Source organism: Variovorax sp. NFACC27 (genome assembly GCF_048301545.1).
Classification (GTDB): domain Bacteria; phylum Pseudomonadota; class Gammaproteobacteria; order Burkholderiales; family Burkholderiaceae_C; genus Variovorax; species Variovorax gossypii.
Genome location: NZ_CP157613.1, coordinates 220,001 through 237,397, shown reverse-complemented (window position 1 = coordinate 237,397; position 17,397 = coordinate 220,001). Strand labels below are relative to the sequence as shown.

General features: G+C 64.9%; 10 protein-coding genes and 2 rRNA genes (1 of these 12 running past the window's edge). 5 read left to right on the top strand and 7 right to left on the bottom strand.

The window, feature by feature from the left end; genetic code table 11:
• The first annotated feature begins 264 nt into the window (after positions 1-264).
• Both recQ and ABL840_RS01165 read left to right on the top strand, forming a co-directional pair.
• On the top strand, positions 265-2,157 hold the full coding sequence (recQ, locus tag ABL840_RS01170; protein WP_093307465.1) for a DNA helicase RecQ: 1,893 nt from the start codon (positions 265-267) through the stop codon (positions 2,155-2,157).
• 23 nt (positions 2,158-2,180) lie between these two features.
• Positions 2,181-3,062, top strand: a complete 882-nt coding sequence (locus ABL840_RS01165; protein ID WP_093307464.1) for a LysR family transcriptional regulator — start codon at positions 2,181-2,183, stop codon at positions 3,060-3,062.
• A 7-nt stretch (positions 3,063-3,069) separates the two neighbouring features.
• On the opposite strand, the gene ABL840_RS01160 is transcribed toward ABL840_RS01165, so the two are convergent.
• From ABL840_RS01160 to ABL840_RS01140, 5 genes are all read right to left on the bottom strand, one after another.
• The gene (locus ABL840_RS01160) at positions 3,070-4,062 is read right to left on the bottom strand and encodes a tripartite tricarboxylate transporter substrate binding protein (protein WP_093307463.1); all 993 of its coding nucleotides are present in this window, start codon (positions 4,060-4,062) and stop codon (positions 3,070-3,072) included.
• Positions 4,052-4,903, bottom strand: coding sequence for an amidohydrolase family protein (locus tag ABL840_RS01155; RefSeq protein ID WP_418116169.1), 852 nt, complete (start codon positions 4,901-4,903; stop codon positions 4,052-4,054). The genes ABL840_RS01160 and ABL840_RS01155 overlap by 11 nt, the downstream gene beginning before the upstream one ends.
• 130 nt (positions 4,904-5,033) lie before the next feature.
• Complete coding sequence (locus tag ABL840_RS01150; RefSeq protein WP_093307462.1) at positions 5,034-6,239, bottom strand: nucleoside hydrolase; 1,206 nt, start codon at positions 6,237-6,239, stop codon at positions 5,034-5,036.
• Between the two features lie 203 nt (positions 6,240-6,442).
• Positions 6,443-8,062 carry a S41 family peptidase gene (locus tag ABL840_RS01145; RefSeq protein WP_093307461.1) on the bottom strand — a complete coding sequence of 540 codons (1,620 nt, stop codon included), beginning with the start codon at positions 8,060-8,062 and terminating at the stop codon, positions 6,443-6,445.
• Positions 8,063-8,152: 90 nt separating this feature from the next.
• On the bottom strand, positions 8,153-10,480 hold the full coding sequence (locus ABL840_RS01140) for an ATP-binding protein (protein WP_093307460.1): 2,328 nt from the start codon (positions 10,478-10,480) through the stop codon (positions 8,153-8,155).
• 116 nt (positions 10,481-10,596) lie between these two features.
• Between ABL840_RS01140 and ABL840_RS01135 the strand changes: the two genes are divergently transcribed.
• The 3 genes from ABL840_RS01135 (at position 10,597) to ABL840_RS01125 (ending at position 14,087) form a co-directional block, all read left to right on the top strand.
• Positions 10,597-11,796 carry a threonine ammonia-lyase gene (locus ABL840_RS01135; protein WP_176947657.1) on the top strand — a complete coding sequence of 400 codons (1,200 nt, stop codon included), beginning with the start codon at positions 10,597-10,599 and terminating at the stop codon, positions 11,794-11,796.
• A 119-nt stretch (positions 11,797-11,915) separates the two neighbouring features.
• Positions 11,916-12,068 (top strand): hypothetical protein, encoded by a 153-nt coding sequence (locus tag ABL840_RS01130; RefSeq protein ID WP_170217208.1) that lies wholly within the window; start codon positions 11,916-11,918, stop codon positions 12,066-12,068.
• Between the two features lie 153 nt (positions 12,069-12,221).
• On the top strand, positions 12,222-14,087 hold the full coding sequence (locus ABL840_RS01125) for a phosphoenolpyruvate carboxykinase (GTP) (protein WP_093307458.1): 1,866 nt from the start codon (positions 12,222-12,224) through the stop codon (positions 14,085-14,087).
• 248 nt (positions 14,088-14,335) lie between these two features.
• Here the strand turns inward: ABL840_RS01125 and rrf are convergent.
• Positions 14,336-14,448, bottom strand: a 5S ribosomal RNA gene (gene rrf, locus ABL840_RS01120).
• A gap of 127 nt (positions 14,449-14,575) precedes the next feature.
• A 23S ribosomal RNA gene (locus tag ABL840_RS01115) occupies positions 14,576-17,397 on the bottom strand (it continues 49 nt past the right edge of the window).

Sequence of the window (17,397 nt, the reverse complement as noted above, 5' to 3'; positions counted from 1 at the left end):
CGGCGGGCCCGATGGCCGGGTAACGCACGCCTCGCATTGTTGCCAGGCGCCCCAACTTGTATATACAGGATAACCCGAAAGGTCATTTTTGGTGCACTTCCTTGGGAAATGCACCCATTTGCTGTCTAGACAGGAAAGGACGCAGGACGGCGGCCACCATTGCAAACCTCGTGCCACAGTCATATCTGCGGCGCTGGGGGACAATCGGCGGCCGCCCTCTTTCTCCCCCTTCCCCTCCTTTTCCGACCTCCCCGCCCGCTGCCTGTGTCCTCTCTCGCCCCCCAACCCATCGACATCTCCGGCAGCAGCGCCCCCTCCGACATCCTCCACGAGGTCTTCGGCTATGCGCAGTTCCGGGGGGCCCAGCAGGACATCGTCGATCACGTGGTGGGCGGCGGCGACGCGCTGGTGCTGATGCCCACGGGCGGCGGCAAGTCGCTGTGCTACCAGATCCCGGCCATCGCCCGGCAGCGCGCGGGGCGCGGCGTGGCGATCGTGGTGTCGCCGCTCATCGCGCTGATGCATGACCAGGTGGGCGCGCTGCACGAGGCCGGCGTGAGCGCGGCCTTCCTCAATTCCACACTCGACTGGGAGGAGACGCAGGACGTAGAGCGCCGCATGCTGCGCGGCGAGATCACGCTGCTGTACGCGGCGCCCGAGCGCGTGAACACGCCGCGCTTCCTGTCGCAGCTCGATTCGTTGAAGGAGCGCGGCAAGCTCTCGCTCTTCGCCATCGACGAGGCGCATTGCGTGAGCCAGTGGGGTCACGACTTCCGCCCCGAGTACCGCGCGCTCACCGTGCTGCACGAGCGCTACGCCGGCGTGCCGCGCATCGCGCTCACGGCCACGGCCGACGCGCTCACGCGCGCCGACATCGTCGAGCGGCTGCAGCTGGAGGACGCGCGGCAGTTCGTCTCCAGCTTCGACCGGCCGAACATCCGCTACACCATCGTCGAGAAGAAGGACGCCACCACGCAGCTGCTGCGCTTCATCGAGCGCGAGCACGAGGGCGACGCCGGCGTGGTCTATTGCCAGTCGCGCAAGCGGGTGGAAGACGTGGCGGTGTCGCTGCGCGACGCGGGCATCAATGCCCTGCCCTATCACGCGGGCCTGGACGCGTCGGTGCGCCAGCAGCACCAGGACCGCTTCCTGCGCGAGGAAGGCATCGTGATGGTCGCGACCATCGCCTTCGGCATGGGCATCGACAAGCCCGACGTGCGCTTTGTCGGCCACCTCGACATGCCCAAGAACATCGAGGGCTACTACCAGGAAACAGGCCGCGCCGGCCGCGACGGCGGACCCGCCGACGCCTGGATGGCCTACGGCCTGCAGGACGTGGTGAACCAGCGCCGCATGATCGACGAAAGCCCCGCCGGCGAAGAGTTCAAGCAGGTGATGCGCGGCAAGCTCGACGCCCTGCTCTCGCTGGCCGAGGCCAGCGACTGCCGGCGCGTGCGCCTGCTGGGTTACTTCGGCGAGAAGAGCACGCCCTGCGGCAACTGCGACAACTGCCTGAACCCGCCGCAGGTGTGGGACGGCACCGATGCCGCGCGCAAGCTGCTGAGCACCATCTACCGCGTGCAGCAGCTCAGCGGCATCAGCTTCGGCGCGGGGCACATCATGGACATCCTGCGCGGCAAGCCGACCGAGAAGGTCAAGCAGTTCGGCCACGAGCGCATCAGCACCTACGGCATCGGCGCCGAGTTCAGCGAGGTGGCGCTGCGCGGCGTGCTGCGCCAGCTGATCGCCACCGGCGCGCTGGCGGTGGACGCGGAAGCCTTCAACACGCTGAAGCTCACCGAAGGCTCGCGCTCGGTGCTCAGGGGCGAGACGCAGGTGACGCTGCGCGAATCGGTGTCGTCACCGGCGGAGCGCAAGCCCCGGCGCGAGAAAACCGCCAAGGGCGCGCCGCCGCCGGCCGCGGCCAAGCTCGACGACATGGGCAGGAAGCGCTTCGACGCGCTGAAAGCCTGGCGCGCCGAGGTCGCGAAGGAACACAACCTGCCGGCCTACGTGATCTTCCACGACGCCACGCTCGCGGCCATTGCCGAGCGCGCGCCCGCGACGCTCGAAGACCTGCAGGGCATCAGCGGCATCGGCACCAAGAAGCTCGAGGCCTACGGCAGCGAGGTGCTGCGCGTCTGCGAGGCGTTCTGAGGCCGTAGGAAAAAGGCGCGGCCGTGGACACCCGCCAGATGCGCTGCGTGATCGCGATCGCCGAGGCGGGCAGCCTCACGAAGGCGGCCGAGCGGATGGGCCTGGCGCAGCCGGCGCTCACGCAGACGCTGAACCGGCTCGAACAGGAGCTCGGCACGCGGCTCTTCACGCGCTCGCGCCGCGGCGCCACGCTCACCGACGCAGGGCTGGCCGTCATCGACGACCTGCGCGCCAGCCTGGCATACGGCGACGCGGCCACCGAGCGTGCCCGCGCGATCGGTGCCGGCCGCGCGGGCCGGTTGACGATCGGTTTCGTCACGCACGCGGTCTACGAGGTGCTGCCGAACGCGCTGCGCCGGCTGCGCGCCGAACATCCGCAGCTCGACGTGGTGCTGCGCGAGATGAGCAATGCCGAGCAGGTGGCGGCGCTGGAAGGCGGGCGCATCGACATCGCGCTGCTGCATCCGCCGGTATCTGTCACGGCCCGGGTGCACGAGCTGCGGCTGGGCGAGGAGCCGATGATCGCGGCGCTGCCCGCCGCATGGCCGCTTCATGAGGACGGCTGCGTGTCGCTCGCCGACGTCGCACGACACGGCCTGGTGTGGTTCCCGGAACAGCAGATCCCGGCCCTGCGCGCGCAACTGCTGGGCGCGCTGCGCCGCGCCGGTCACGAGACGCGCGTGGTGCAGGACGCCAACCGCACGCTGACGGTGCTGGCCTGTGTGGCCGCGGGGCTGGGCTGGTCGCTGCTGCCGCGCTCGGTGCGCGCGCTGCAGCACGAGGGCGTGCGCTATGCCGAAGTGCGCGACGGCGCGGGGCTGCCGGCCTTCGAGCTCTCGGCGCTGTGGCTGGCGCGCTCGCGGCCGACCTTCGCCGACGCCTTCGCGGCCATGCTGCGCGGCTGACGCGGCCTCAATCCAGCTGGATCCTGTTGTCCTTCGCGACCTTGGTCCACTTGGCGATCTCGGCGCGGCGGAAGCTGTCGAGTTCGGCGGGGCTAGAGCCGATCACCTCGGCGCCCAACGCTTCGAGCCGGCCGCGCACTTCCGGATCCTTGAGCGTGGCCGCGAGTTCCTTCGAGAGCCGCTCGGCCACCGGCGCGGGCGTGCCGGCCGGCACGAACACCGCATTCCATTCGTAGACCTCGTAGCCGGGCAGGCCGGCCTCCGCCACGGTGGACAGCTGGGGCAAGGCGGACGAGTGCGTCTTGCCCGTGACCGCCAGCGGGCGCAGCTTGCCGCTCTGGATGAAAGGCAGGCTCGAGGCGATGCTGGCGAAGAACACCGGCACATGCCCCGACATCACGTCGGTGAGCGCGGGGCCGCCGCCCTTGTAGGCCACGTGCGTCATCTGGACACCCGCCATCGAGGTGAACAGCTCGCCCGCGAGGTGCTGCGCCGAGCCGTTGCCCGACGAGGCGTAGTTGATGCCGCCCGGCTTCGCCTTGGCCTGTGCGATCAGGTCGGCCACGCTCTTCATCGGCGCCGAGGGGTTCACCACCAGCACGTTGGGCACCTTCACCAGCAGCGACACCGGTGCGAGTTCGCGCAGCGTGTCGAAGGGCATCTTGCGCAGCGCCGGGTTCTGCGCGTGGTTGGAAGCGTCGAGCAGCACGGTGTAGCCGTCGGGCGCGCTCTTGGCGACGAGGTCGCCGCCGATGGCACCGCCGGCGCCGCCCCGGTTGTCGATCACCACCGGCTGGCCCAGCTTCGCCGAGAGCTTGGGCGCCACGATGCGCGCCACCGCGTCGACCGTGCCGCCGGGCGGGTAGCTCACGACCAGCCTCACCGGCTTGGACGGCCACGCCTGGGCATGCGCACCCAGGCTGCCCAGCAGCAGGGCCGCGCCGGCGAGCGCGAGCGGAACGGCGCGCAGCAGTCGCGCGCGAGAGATTTCATTGGTCATCGGTGATGTCTCCTGTCTTGAACTTGAAGAGCCGCGCCGGCGTGTCGACCAGGATGCGGCGGCGCGCAGCGGCGTCGGGTACCCAGTCGGCCAGCGCCGCATGGGCGGTGGTGTAGTCGGCGATTTCGCGGTGTTGCGTGTGCGGCCAGTCGCTGCCCCACACGAGGCGTTCGGGGCCGAAGGCCTTCAGCAGCGCCTGCGCGGCTTCGTGTGCGCGCACATCGGTGGTGGCCGCGGGCCAGTTGCGGTAGGCGGCCGAGAGCTTGACCCAGATGCGCCCGCAGGCGGCGGCGCCGAGCAGCCAGGCAAAGCCTTCATCGTCGGCGGGCGCCGATGCGGGCCGGCCGAAGTGGTCGACGACCAGCGCGCATCCGGCGTCGAGCACGGGCCGCGCCGCCTGCGGGAGGTCTCGCGATTCGCGATGCAGCTCCACGTGCCAGCCCAGCGCACGCACGCGGGCGAAGAGCCGCTGCCAGTCGGGCCGCGAGAGGTCGGGCAGCGGCATGCCCACGATGTTGAGGCGGATGCCGACGATGCCGGCCTCGGTCATGGCGCGCAACGTGGCGTCGTCCACCTGCGGGTCGACCACGGCGACGCCGCGCAGGCGCCCCGGGGCGGCGCGCAGCGCATCGATCAGGAAGCTGTTGTCGGTGCCGAGAAAGCTGGGCTGCACCAGCACGCCGTGCGAGACGTCGTGCGCGTCGAGCAGCGCGAGGTACGCGGCCAGCGTGGCGTCGTAGTCGGGCGCATGCCGGCGGGCCGCCGCCAGGGGCAGGCCACGCACGAACACATGGGCGTGGCTGTCGACGGCGGCAATGGCGGCAATGGCGGCGGACAGCACGGCGTTGTCTCTGTCGGATTCGTTGTGCGTCCGCGGGAATGCGGACGTGGGCGAGTATCCGAAGGGCAGCGCCTGCCGGGAACGGGTCTCCCGGTTGTGTTTGGATAAGCGCGGCTTATGACGACGACGCTCAGTTCGTCGTCGCGGGCAGCGTGATGGGCACCGGCCGCGTGAGCAGGTCGACGTAGAGCTCGAAGAAGCGCGCGCTGTCGAACTTCTTCACCACCGTCATCTTCTGCAGCGTCGCGCCGGCTGGCTGCGACGAGTAGCCGATCGAACGGCCGTTGTCGGCCGCGCCCGGCTTGGCGATCACATCGACGTAGCGCTCGACGGTCTGCGTGGCGTAGCTCGGGTCGATCAGGTAGGCCAGCGTGAGGGTGTCCCAGATGTTCTGCGTGTAGTTCGGGTTGTTCTCGAAGCCGTTCTTGCCGTCGAAGCCGTAGCCGTTGAGCTTCTGGAACACGTCGGTCACGGCGGTGGGCTTGGCCGGGTGGGCGATGCGGTCGTAGATGGGCTTGGTGAGGAACACGGTGTCGGTCACGTCCAGCGGCACCACCACCTGCGGAATGGGCAGGCGCACCACGAACTGCGCGGCATCGGGGTCGAACCACCAGTTGAACTCGGCGGCCTTGGTGGTGTTGCCCGGCACGTCGACGGCGCCGCCCATGTAGATGATCTTCTTGATGAGCGGCACGATCTCGGGGTTCTGCTTCACCGCGAGCGCGATGTTGGTGAGCGGGCCGATGGCCAGGATGGTGATCTCGCCGGGGTTGGCCTTCACGGTGTCGACGATGAAGTCGACCGCGGTCTTGCGCTGCACCACCGTGCGTTTCGCGAAGCCGTCGGGCGAGGGCTTGAGATCGGCGTCGGTCTTGGGCTCGGGGCCGCCCCAGGCGCCGAGGTAGCCGTCGCCGCCGGCACCGGCGGCCATTTCGGCTTCGACGTCGGCATAGGTGTGGTTGAGCGCGTAGTTCGCACCCGAGTAGACGCCGATGCGGTCGCCCACGCCGAGGCGCTCCACCGACATCAATGCATCGGCCACGCCCTGCTTCAGCCACTGGTTGCCCGAGACCACGCTGATGCCCATGACCTGGACCTTACCGTCGGCCTGCAGCTGGGCGGCCATCACGCCGAGCTGGCCGTCGTCGCTCATGGTGTTGTAGTCGCTGTCGATGATGATCTTCTGCGCGCCGGAACCGCCGCCCGATCCGCCGCCACCACCGCCCCAGCCCGGGCCGAGGCCGATGCCGATGCCTCCGCCCCCGTTGCCGCCGCCTCCGCAGCCCGCCAACACCGTGATGACGGCGATGAACATCGCCCCGATCCATTTGCGCATCTTCTCTCTCCTGGTACTAGGAAGTTGGTTCTCAGGCCGGGCAAGTCCTGCCCGCCCGAGATACAAACGTTTGCGCAAACCTTTGCGCAAACGTTTAACTCACTCTACGGCGCGAGCGACAGGGGTGGCAAGCGCCAGCGCTAGGGGTTTTCCGCGAGCCCGGAGGAGAGCCGGGGCCAGCTCTCAGGGGAACCCAGGGCAGTTCAGGCCGGATCGGGCAGGCCGATCAGGCGGTTCTCGCGCAGCGGCGAGCGGCCCGGCAGGTAGGGCTGCTCCGCTCCGGGCCCGGCGGCCTTCTCCAGGCCCTCGACGGCGGTCTTGGTCGAGACGGGGCAGGAGCCCGTGCTGCGCAGCGCGAGCGCCGCGGCGAGCCGCGCCTCGGCCTTGTCGCCGAGCTGGTGGCCGAAGTCGTCGGCCACCGTGCAGCCGGCGGTGGGCGTGAAGCCGTCGCTGTAGTCGCCGTAGCCCTGCTGGTTCACGCCCTTGAACTGGATCGCGAAGTAGGTGGTGCCGCAGTTGTCCTGCGGATAGAAGCCGTAGGGCTTGCCGCAGGTGGTGCCGCCGACCAGGTTGACGGTGACGCCCACGCCGCGCAGGCTGTTGATGACCGATTCGCTCGCCGAGCAGGTGTCGGGGCCGGTGAGCACCGTGACGCGCGAAAGGCCGAGCGTGGGCAGTGCCTGGCCGCTGCGGCTGGTGGTGACGAAGGGCGTGAGCGTCTGCGAGGCCGTCAGGTGGAACGGGTTCTTGTCGTTGAAGACCAGCTGTTCGAAGGTCTTGCCGGTCGTCGCCGAGGGCGACGCGATCATGTAGGCCAGCCGGCTCGCGATGAGCAGCTGGCCGCCGCCGTTGTAGCGCATGTCGAGCACGAGGTCCTGGATGCCTGCGCCCTGCTTGAAGGTGTTCACCGCATTGATGAGCAGCGACTCCGACGTGGTGATGTGGTCGTTGAACAGCAGGTAGCCCACGCGGCCGCTGCCGGTGTCGATGACCTGCACGTTCTGCACCGGCGTGCTGGTGATCTTCGCGGCCGTCAGCTGTACCGGCGACTGCGCCACGCCGTTCACCTCGAAGGTGAAGGTGTGCGACTCGCCGGCGGCCTTGGGCGACAGGGCGGCATTGATCGCGTTGACGTTGGCGGTGCCGGTGCTGCTGACGACGTTGATGCCGTCGATCGTGAGGATCTTCGCGCCGCGCTGCAGGCCCGCGTTGGTGGCGGGCGAGCCGGGCTCGACGAAGGCGATGCGGATGTCGCGCGGCGGCGAGCTGCGCACCGACGCCGTCTCCATGCCGTAGCCGGCCGAGACGCCGCCCTGCGTGAGCTGGCGGTAGACCTCGGTGTCGTAGGTGAAGTGGAAGCGGTCCTTGGCGCGGCCCGACGCCGTGGTGGCCGTCGTCTTGAGGACGTTGAACCAGGTGACGGGCGTGGCGTAGTCGGCGGCCTTGAGGGTGGTGGGCACTTCGCCGTACCAGAGGTAGGTTTCGTCGATCCAGCCGCGCACCCAGCTCTTCTCGTTGTCGATCGTGCCGCTGCGGTCGGGGTAGGCCGCATTGGTGTCCGGGTTGATGCCGCTGCGCGGCGATGCGCACAGGCCCGCGACGGTGACCGAGGCGACGATGCCGTCGCCGCCGCTCGGGGTGTTTGTCGGTGGCGTCGTGGTGCCCGGGATCAGGCCGATCGGCAGGCCACCGCCGCCGCCCCCTCCTCCACCGCCTCCGCAGCCCGCCAGAAGGAAAGCGGCAGCGAGCGCCGCGCCGGCGGCAGCCCATGCACCAGGACGCGGCAACCGCCGCGCGTCGTCGACCTTGCGAGAACCCACCATGCGCTCCTCCTCGTGCCCGCATCGACGGGCGGATGTTTTCGTTCTGCGCGGCGACGGCCGCCCCGAGCCTTCGGCTTGCCGCCGCCGGTGCTACTGCACGAAGCCCATGCCGCGCGACTCGCGCACTTCGGGCTTGATGCGGTGCTCGGCCTCGAGCTGGTCGAGAAACTCGCTCGCGGAGAACTCCGCGGCGAGGATATCGGTCTGCCGTTTCACTGCCGCGAAATCCCCCGGGCACAGCTGTGCAAGCTGCGCGAGCCGCGAACGCATGGCATTGGTCATGAGTTCGGCGTCGCCCGCGAGCGCCTCGGTGATGAACATGCGCTCGCGCTGCGCGGCGGTGAGCGGCATGAACTTGATCTTGAAGGTGAAGCGCCGCAGCGCCGCCTGGTCGAGCCGGTCGAGCAGGTTGGTGGTGCAGACGAAGACGCCGTTGAAGCGCTCCATGCCCTGCAGCATCTCGTTGACCTCGGTGACCTCGTAGGTGCGCTGCGCGCCGCGGCGGTCCTGCAGGAAGCTGTCGGCCTCGTCGAGCAGCAGCACGGCCTTTTCGGTCTCGGCCTCGCGGAACATGGCGGCCATGTTCTGCTCGGTCTCGCCGACGTACTTGCTCATGAGGTCGCTGGCCTGCTTGACGATCAGCGGACGGCCCACGGCCTTGGCGATGTGCTCCGCCAGCGCGGTCTTGCCGGTGCCGGGGGCGCCGTAGAAGCACAGCGTGCCGTGGCCGCGTGCCTTCAGCGCCTCGACGATGCGCGGGATCTCGAAGCGGGTCTCGACGTTGAGCATGTCGAGGTCGTAGGTGGTGACGCTGTGGCGCTCGCCGCGCGCGGCGTCGGCGGTGCCGAGAGCGAGGTCGGCATTGCGCAGCTGGCGCTCGATGAGCGTTTCCATCGAGGCGTCGTCCTCGGTACGGGCCAGCCCAGCGAAGCGCACCGCCGTGCGGATCTGCGCGGGCGTGAGGCCCTTGCGCCCGGCCAGCTTGGCGGTGAAGGCCTCGGACACGACCACGCCTTCGAGCGTCTTCTTCACGAGCTGCTCGCGCGCGCCGGGCGGCGGCGACTTGAGCTCGAGGTGATAGGCGAAGCGGCGACGGAATGCCGGGTCTATCTGCTCGATGCGGTTGGTGACCCACAGCGTGGGCACGGGGTTGGCCTCCAGGATCTGGTTGACCCAGGCCTTTCCGCTGACGCTGCCGCTGGTGGGCGCCGGGATCTGCTCGGCGCGCGCCATGAACTGCGCGGCCTCGGTGCTGATGGGCGGGAACACGTCCTCGACCTCGTCGAACAGCAGCGCGGCCTGCGCGCTGCCCTTGAGGAACACCTGCGCGATCTGCAGCGAGCGGTAGCGGTCGCGGCCGCTGAGCGAATTGCCGTCGCGGTCGGCGTACTCGACTTCGAAGAGCTCGAGCCCGGCGGCCTGCGCGACCACCTTGGCGAGCTCGGTCTTGCCGGTGCCGGGCGGGCCGTAGAGCAGCACGTTGACGCCCGGCTCCTTGCGCGCAACCGCCGCGCGCAGCAGCCTGACGAGCATCTGCGCGTCTTCCTGCACGAAGGAGAAGTCATGCGGCGTGAGCGCGCTCTTGGCCGAGGGGCGCGTGAACACGGCCATCAGCTCGTTGTGATCGCGGTACTCGCGCATGAGCACCGGCGGCAGCTTCTCGCTGACCTTCATCAGGTCGGCGAGGTCGGTGATGTTGTGCTCGGAGATGAGGTTCTCGACGAGCCCGATGCGCTCGAGCCGCGAGCCCGCGCGCAGCGCCTCGCCCACGTCGCTCGCGTTCACGCCGGCGATGTCGGCGATGGCGGCGTAGGCCTCGGGCGCGTTGTTGACCTTGAACTCGACCAGCAGCGAGCGCAGGTCGCGCTGGTAGCGCGCGAGCGTGCCGTAGAGCAGCAGCGCACGCTCGGCCTTGTTGAGCTGCAGCAGGCCCGCGAGGGCGTCGATGTTCTTCTCGACCAGCGTCGACTGCTTGCGCAACGCGTGCGTGAGCCAGTCGCGCGTGACAGCGAGCACAGATAGCAGGTCCTTGGGCTGGTCCTTCGCGTATTCGTCGAGATAGAAGAAGAGCGTGCCTTCCTCGTACGGTCCGCGCCACACGCCATGGCGCTCCAGCAGCGTGCGGCCGTCGAAGTCTTCCACGCCCTTCCAGGCTTCGTTGCCCGCGCAGCGGCGGCCGAGAAACTCGCGCAGCCGCTGCAGCACGGCGGCAGGCCACACCAGGTGCCGCCCCGTGAGCGAGAGCAGGCCGTTGATGTCGCGCCGCACGTTGAAGCGCGGCCCCTGCTTGGCGGCCAGGGTCAGCACGAAGTGCGAGCACATGAGCTCGAGCACCGGCGCCTCCTTGAGTCCAGGCGACGGCAATGCCTGCCCGCGTACCGCAGCAGCCACGACATCGACACCCGCACGCTTGGCCATCAGGCAACCTCCAACGAGGACAATTTCGGACAGACCATAACGCAGACTTTTGGCTTCGGGAAGACCGTGAAAGGGTAAAAACCCTGATGGGTGCGATTCCAGCCACAATGCGCGCCATGGTCGGAATCCAGGAAATCGAGCGCGCCGCGGCGCGCCTGCAAGGTCAGGTGCTCAACACGCCGTGCGTGGAGTCACGCACCCTGTCGGAAATCGTCGGCGCGCAGGTGTTCCTGAAATTCGAGAACCTGCAGTTCACATCCTCGTTCAAGGAACGGGGCGCATGCAACAAGCTGGTGGATCTTTCCGAGAACGGTACACGCGGAGTGATCGCCATGTCTGCCGGCAACCATGCGCAGGGTGTGGCCTATCACGCGCAGCGGCTCGGACTGCGGGCGCTGATCGTGATGCCGCGCTTCACGCCCGGCGTGAAGATCGAACGCACGCGCGGCTTCGGCGCCGAGGTGGTGCTGCACGGCGACACGCTGGAAGCGGCGCGAACCCATGCCTTCGAGCTTGCTCAGCGCGAGGGGCTGACCTTCGTGCATCCCTACGACGACGAGGCGATCATCGCGGGCCAGGGCACGGTGGCGCTGGAGATGCTCGACGCAGTGCCCGATCTCGACGCGCTGGTGATATCGGTGGGCGGCGGCGGGCTGATCGCCGGCATGGCGGTGGCCGCGCGCGAACGCAAGCCCGACATCGAGATCGTCGGCGTGCAGACGACGCGCTTTCCGGCGATGGTCAATGCGGTGAAGGGCACGCACCACGCGCAGGGCAACAGCACGATCGCCGAGGGTATCGCGGTCGGCACGCCGGGCGTGCTGACGCAGCAGATCATCGCGAGCAAGGTCGACGACCTGCTGCTGGTGGACGAAGGCGACATCGAGCAGGGCGTGCTGATGCTGCTCGAGATCGAGAAGACTCTGGTCGAAGGCGCCGGCGCGGCCGGGCTGGCGGCGCTGATCCGGCATCCGGAGCGCTTCCGGGGCAAGCGCGTGGGGCTGGTTCTGTCCGGGGGCAATATCGATCCGCTGCTGCTCGCGGCGATCATCGAGCGCGGGATGGTCCGGGCCGGGCGACTGGCCCGGGTGCGTGTCAGCGCGCGCGACGTGCCCGGCTCATTGGCCCGGATCACGGCCACCGTGGCCGAAGCGGGCGCTAACGTCGACGAGGTTCACCATCAGCGCGCCTTCACCATGCTGGCAGCGCAGAACGTCGACGTCGAGCTGGTGCTGCAGACGCGCGGGCGGGCCCACTTGGCCGGCGTGCTGGCCGCGCTGAAGGACGCGGGCTTCGAGGCGGAAGAGCAGCATTGAGGGGCGAGATCAACCCCAGAATGCCCCATTCGGGGGCTCGCAACCCCCTAGACCGGCTGGAGACGCCCCGCCGGTAAAATGCCATCAGTTTGTCAATTGCGTATTCGAGGAATTTCCCGATGTCCAATCCCACTCCCGTCGAGCCGAGCCAAGGCGCGGCCGTCGAACACGACGCCGTAGAGTCGGTCGTTCACCTGATGCCGCTGGTGCTTCCCCTGGCCGGCGGCGTGCTGATGCTGCTGCTGGCATCCATCGCCGTCTTCATGGCCTGACGCTGACAGGCGTTAGCGCCTTTGTCTGCGGGCGGTGCGGCCCGCACTGACGCAATCTCCCGAAGCGAAACGTTTTCTCAAACGGACCTCCGTGCCTGAGCTGGCGCGGCGTCCCGTTCGGAAAGACGATTTTTCAACTTAGGAGATTTTCCGATGAACGCACCCACGATGAAGGGCCTCACCATTCAGGCGCCCTCATACGTCAAGAACGCAAAGCTGATTGCCTGGGTGGCCGACATGGCCGCGCTGTGCAAACCCGAAGCCATCCACTGGTGCGATGGGAGCAAGGAAGAGTACGACCGCCTCTGCCAGCAACTGGTGGACGCCGGCACCTTCCGGAAGCTCAACCCGGCCAAGCGCCCCAACTCCTTCCTCGCGGTGTCCGATCCGAGCGACGTCGCGCGCGTGGAAGATCGCACTTACATCTGCTCCGAGCAGAAGGAAAACGCCGGCCCGACCAACAACTGGATGGCCCCCGCCGAGATGCGCGCGACGCTGCAGCCGCTGTTCGACGGCTGCATGAAGGGCCGCACGATGTACGTCGTGCCGTTCAGCATGGGCCCGCTGGGCTCGCCGATCGCGCACATCGGCATCGAGCTTTCCGACTCGCCCTACGTGGCGGTCAACATGCGCATCATGACCCGCATGGGCAAGGCCGTTTACGAGGTGCTGGGCGCCGACGGCGAGTTCGTGCCCTGCGTGCACACCGTAGGCGCGCCGCTCGAGGCTGGCCAGAAGGACGTCGCCTGGCCCTGCAACAAGACCAAGTACATCGTCCACTACCCTGAGACGCGCGAGATCTGGAGCTATGGCTCGGGCTACGGCGGCAACGCGCTGCTGGGCAAGAAGTGCTTTGCGCTGCGCATCGCCTCCAACATGGGCCGCGACGAGGGCTGGCTGGCCGAACACATGCTGATCCTGGGCGTGACGAACCCCGAGGGCAAGAAGTACCACGTGGCCGCCGCTTTCCCCAGCGCCTGTGGCAAGACCAACTTCTCGATGCTGGTGCCGCCGGCAGGTTTCGAAGGCTGGAAGGTCACGACCATCGGCGACGACATCGCCTGGATCAAGCCGGGCAAGGACGGCCGCCTGTATGCCATCAATCCCGAGGCGGGCTACTTCGGCGTGGCGCCCGGCACCAACATGCTGACCAACCCGAACTGCATGGACAGCCTGCACCACGACGTGATCTTCACGAACGTCGCGCTCACCGATGACGGCGACGTCTGGTGGGAAGGCATGGAGCAAGACACCAAGACACTGCCCGAGCACCTGACCGATTGGCAGGGCAAGGACTGGACGCCGCAGATCGCGAAGGAAACCGGCGCCAAGGCTGCGCATCCGAACTCGCGCTTCACCGTGGCTGCGACGAATAACCCGGCGCTCGACGATGCCTGGGACGATCCGAAGGGCGTGGCCATCGACGCGTTCATCTTCGGCGGCCGTCGTTCGACCACCGTTCCGCTGGTGACCGAGGCCCGCAACTGGGTCGAAGGCGTCTATATGGCCGCGACCATGGGCTCGGAAACCACCGCAGCTGCCGCTGGTCAGCAGGGCGTGGTGCGGCGCGACCCGTTCGCGATGCTGCCGTTCATGGGCTACAACATGAGCGACTACTTCCAGCACTGGCTCAACCTGGGCAAGAAGCTGGAGGCCGCGGGCGCCAAGCTCCCGAAGATCTACACGACCAACTGGTTCCGCAAGGGTGCTGACGGCAAGTTCGTCTGGCCTGGCTATGGCGAGAACATGCGCGTGCTGAAGTGGATGATCGATCGCGTCGAAGGTAACAAGACCGAAGGCGTGGATCACATCACCGGTGTGAGCCCGCGCTATGAAGATCTGAACTGGACGGGCCTGAACTTCAGTGCCGAGCAATTCGCGACGGTTACCAGCATCGACAAAGCGGCTTGGGAAGCTGAGTTGAAGCTGCATGCGGAGCTGTTCCAGCAGCTCGAGCATCATCTGCCAAAGGAACTGCCGGAGACGAAGGCGGCGATCGAGCAGCGTCTGGCAGCCTGATAGCCGACTGCTTCAAAGTAAAAAGCCCGATGGGGATTCCATCGGGCTTTTTTATTTCCGCTCGGAGCGCATTCGAACCAAATCAATTAGCTGAGGATTTTTTGTTGGATCTAGTAGCCGCAGGCGCAGCCGAGGTGAACATTTCAGGCCTGCACAATCTCTAGCTGCTTCTCGGTATTTTCCGTTTCCGCGACTGCAAAGCAAAAACCCCCAGCCGATATTCGACTGGGGGTTTCTGGGCTGTAAGAGCCTGACGATGACCTACTTTCACACGGGAACCCGCACTATCATCGGCGCTGAGTCGTTTCACTGTCCTGTTCGGGATGGGAAGGAGTGGGACCAACTCGCTATGGTCATCAGGCATAAAGGGTTGTCTGATTGATCACGTGATCAATCAAACGAATTCATAGAGTTTGGAATCAGCTTTGGCGAATTGTTTTGAATGCGTCAACTTGGCATAACACCTTGATCTGACTGATCAAAGTTATAGGGTCAAGCCGCACGAGCAATTAGTATCAGTTAGCTTAACGCATTACTGCGCTTCCACACCTGACCTATCAACGTCCTGGTCTTGAACGACTCTTCAGGGGGCTCAAGGCCCCGGCAGATCTCATCTTGAAACGAGTTTCCCGCTTAGATGCTTTCAGCGGTTATCTCTTCCACACTTAGCTACTCGGCAATGCCACTGGCGTGACAACCGATACACCAGAGGTGTGTCCACTCCGGTCCTCTCGTACTAGGAGCAGGCTTCCTCAAATCTGCAGCGCCCACGGAAGATAGGGACCAAACTGTCTCACGACGTTTTAAACCCAGCTCACGTACCTCTTTAAATGGCGAACAGCCATACCCTTGGGACCGGCTACAGCCCCAGGATGAGATGAGCCGACATCGAGGTGCCAAACACCGCCGTCGATATGAACTCTTGGGCGGTATCAGCCTGTTATCCCCAGAGTACCTTTTATCCGTTGAGCGATGGCCCTTCCATACAGAACCACCGGATCACTATGTCCTGCTTTCGCATCTGCTCGACTTGTCAGTCTCGCAGTTAAGCACGCTTATGCCATTGCACTATCGTCACGATGTCCGACCGTAACTAGCGTACCTTCGAACTCCTCCGTTACGCTTTGGGAGGAGACCGCCCCAGTCAAACTGCCTACCATGCACTGTCCCCGATCCAGATAATGGACCTAGGTTAGAACCTCAAACACACCAGGGTGGTATTTCAACGTTGGCTCCACAAGATCTAGCGACCCTGCTTCAAAGCCTCCCACCTATCCTACACAGATCTGTTCAAAGTCCAATACAAAGCTACAGTAAAGGTTCATGGGGTCTTTCCGTCTTTCCGCGGGGAGATTGCATCATCACAAACATTTCAACTTCGCTGAGTCTCAGGAGGAGACAGTGTGGCCATCGTTACGCCATTCGTGCAGGTCGGAACTTACCCGACAAGGAATTTCGCTACCTTAGGACCGTTATAGTTACGGCCGCCGTTTACTGGGACTTCAATCAAGAGCTTGCACCCCATCATTTAATCTTCCAGCACCGGGCAGGCGTCACACCCTATACGTCCACTTTCGTGTTTGCAGAGTGCTGTGTTTTTAATAAACAGTCGCAGCCACCGATTTTTTGCAACCCATTCATGCTCCGTTGTTCACTTCACACTAATAGGGCACACCTTCTTCCGAAGTTACGGTGTCAATTTGCCGAGTTCCTTCTCCTGAGTTCTCTCAAGCGCCTTAGAATACTCATCTCGCGCACCAGTGTCGGTTTGCGGTACGGTCGTGTGTAGCTGAAGCTTAGTGGCTTTTCCTGGAACCTCGTTCAGTCACTTCACCAGCAAGCTGGCTCGATCGTTGGCCTCGGTATATGTGCACCGGATTTGCCTAATGCACGCCTACATCCAACTAAACCGGGATATCCAACACCCGGATGACCTATTAAGATCCGTCCCCACATCGCACTACACATCGGTACAGGAATATTGACCTGTTTCCCATCAGCTACGCATCTCTGCCTCGCCTTAGGGGCCGACTCACTCTACGCCGATGAACGTTGCGTAGAAAACCTTGCGCTTACGGCGAGGGGGCTTTTCACCCCCTTTAACGCTACTCATGTCAGCATTCGCACTTCTGATACCTCCAGCACGCTTTACAACGCACCTTCACAGGCTTACAGAACGCTCTCCTACCACTTGCAATAAATTGCAAATCCGCAGCTTCGGTAACTGGCTTAGCCCCGTTACATCTTCCGCGCAGGACGACTCGATCAGTGAGCTATTACGCTTTCTTTAAATGATGGCTGCTTCTAAGCCAACATCCTGACTGTTTTAGCCTTCCCACTTCGTTTCCCACTTAGCCAATTTTAGGGACCTTAGCTGGCGGTCTGGGTTGTTTCCCTCTTGAGTCCGGACGTTAGCACCCGGTGCTCTGTCTCCCAAGCTGTACTCTTCGGTATTCGGAGTTTGCCTTGGTTTGGTAAGTCGCCATGACCCCCTAGCCAAAACAGTGCTCTACCCCCGAAGGTAATACTTGAGGCACTACCTAAATAGTTTTCGGAGAGAACCAGCTATTTCCAAGTTTGTTTAGCCTTTCACCCCTATCCACAGCTCATCCGCTAGTTTTGCAACACTAGTCGGTTCGGACCTCCAGTACCTGTTACGGCACCTTCATCCTGGCCATGGATAGATCACTTGGTTTCGGGTCTACACCCAGCGACTGATCGCCCTATTCGGACTCGATTTCTCTACGGCTTCCCTATTCGGTTAACCTTGCCACTGAATGTAAGTCGCTGACCCATTATACAAAAGGTACGCAGTCACCCTTGCGGGCTCCTACTTTTTGTAAGCACGCGGTTTCAGGATCTATTTCACTCCCCTCCCGGGGTTCTTTTCGCCTTTCCCTCACGGTACTAGTTCACTATCGGTCAATGATGAGTATTTAGCCTTGGAGGATGGTCCCCCCATATTCAGACAGGATTTCTCGTGTCCCGCCCTACTTGTCGTTAGCTCAGTACCACACAGGTCATTTCACGTACGGGGCTATCACCCGCTATGGCCAGCCTTTCCAAGCTGTTCCGTTATGTCTTGTGCTATCACTAACAGGCTTCTCCGATTTCGCTCGCCACTACTTTCGGAATCTCGGTTGATGTCTTTTCCTCGAGCTACTGAGATGTTTCAGTTCACCCGGTTCGCCTCGCATGACTATGTATTCATCATGCGATACCTTTCGGTGGGTTTCCCCATTCGGAAATCTCCGGATCAAAGCTAATTTGCCAGCTCCCCGAAGCTTATCGCAGGCTATCACGTCCTTCG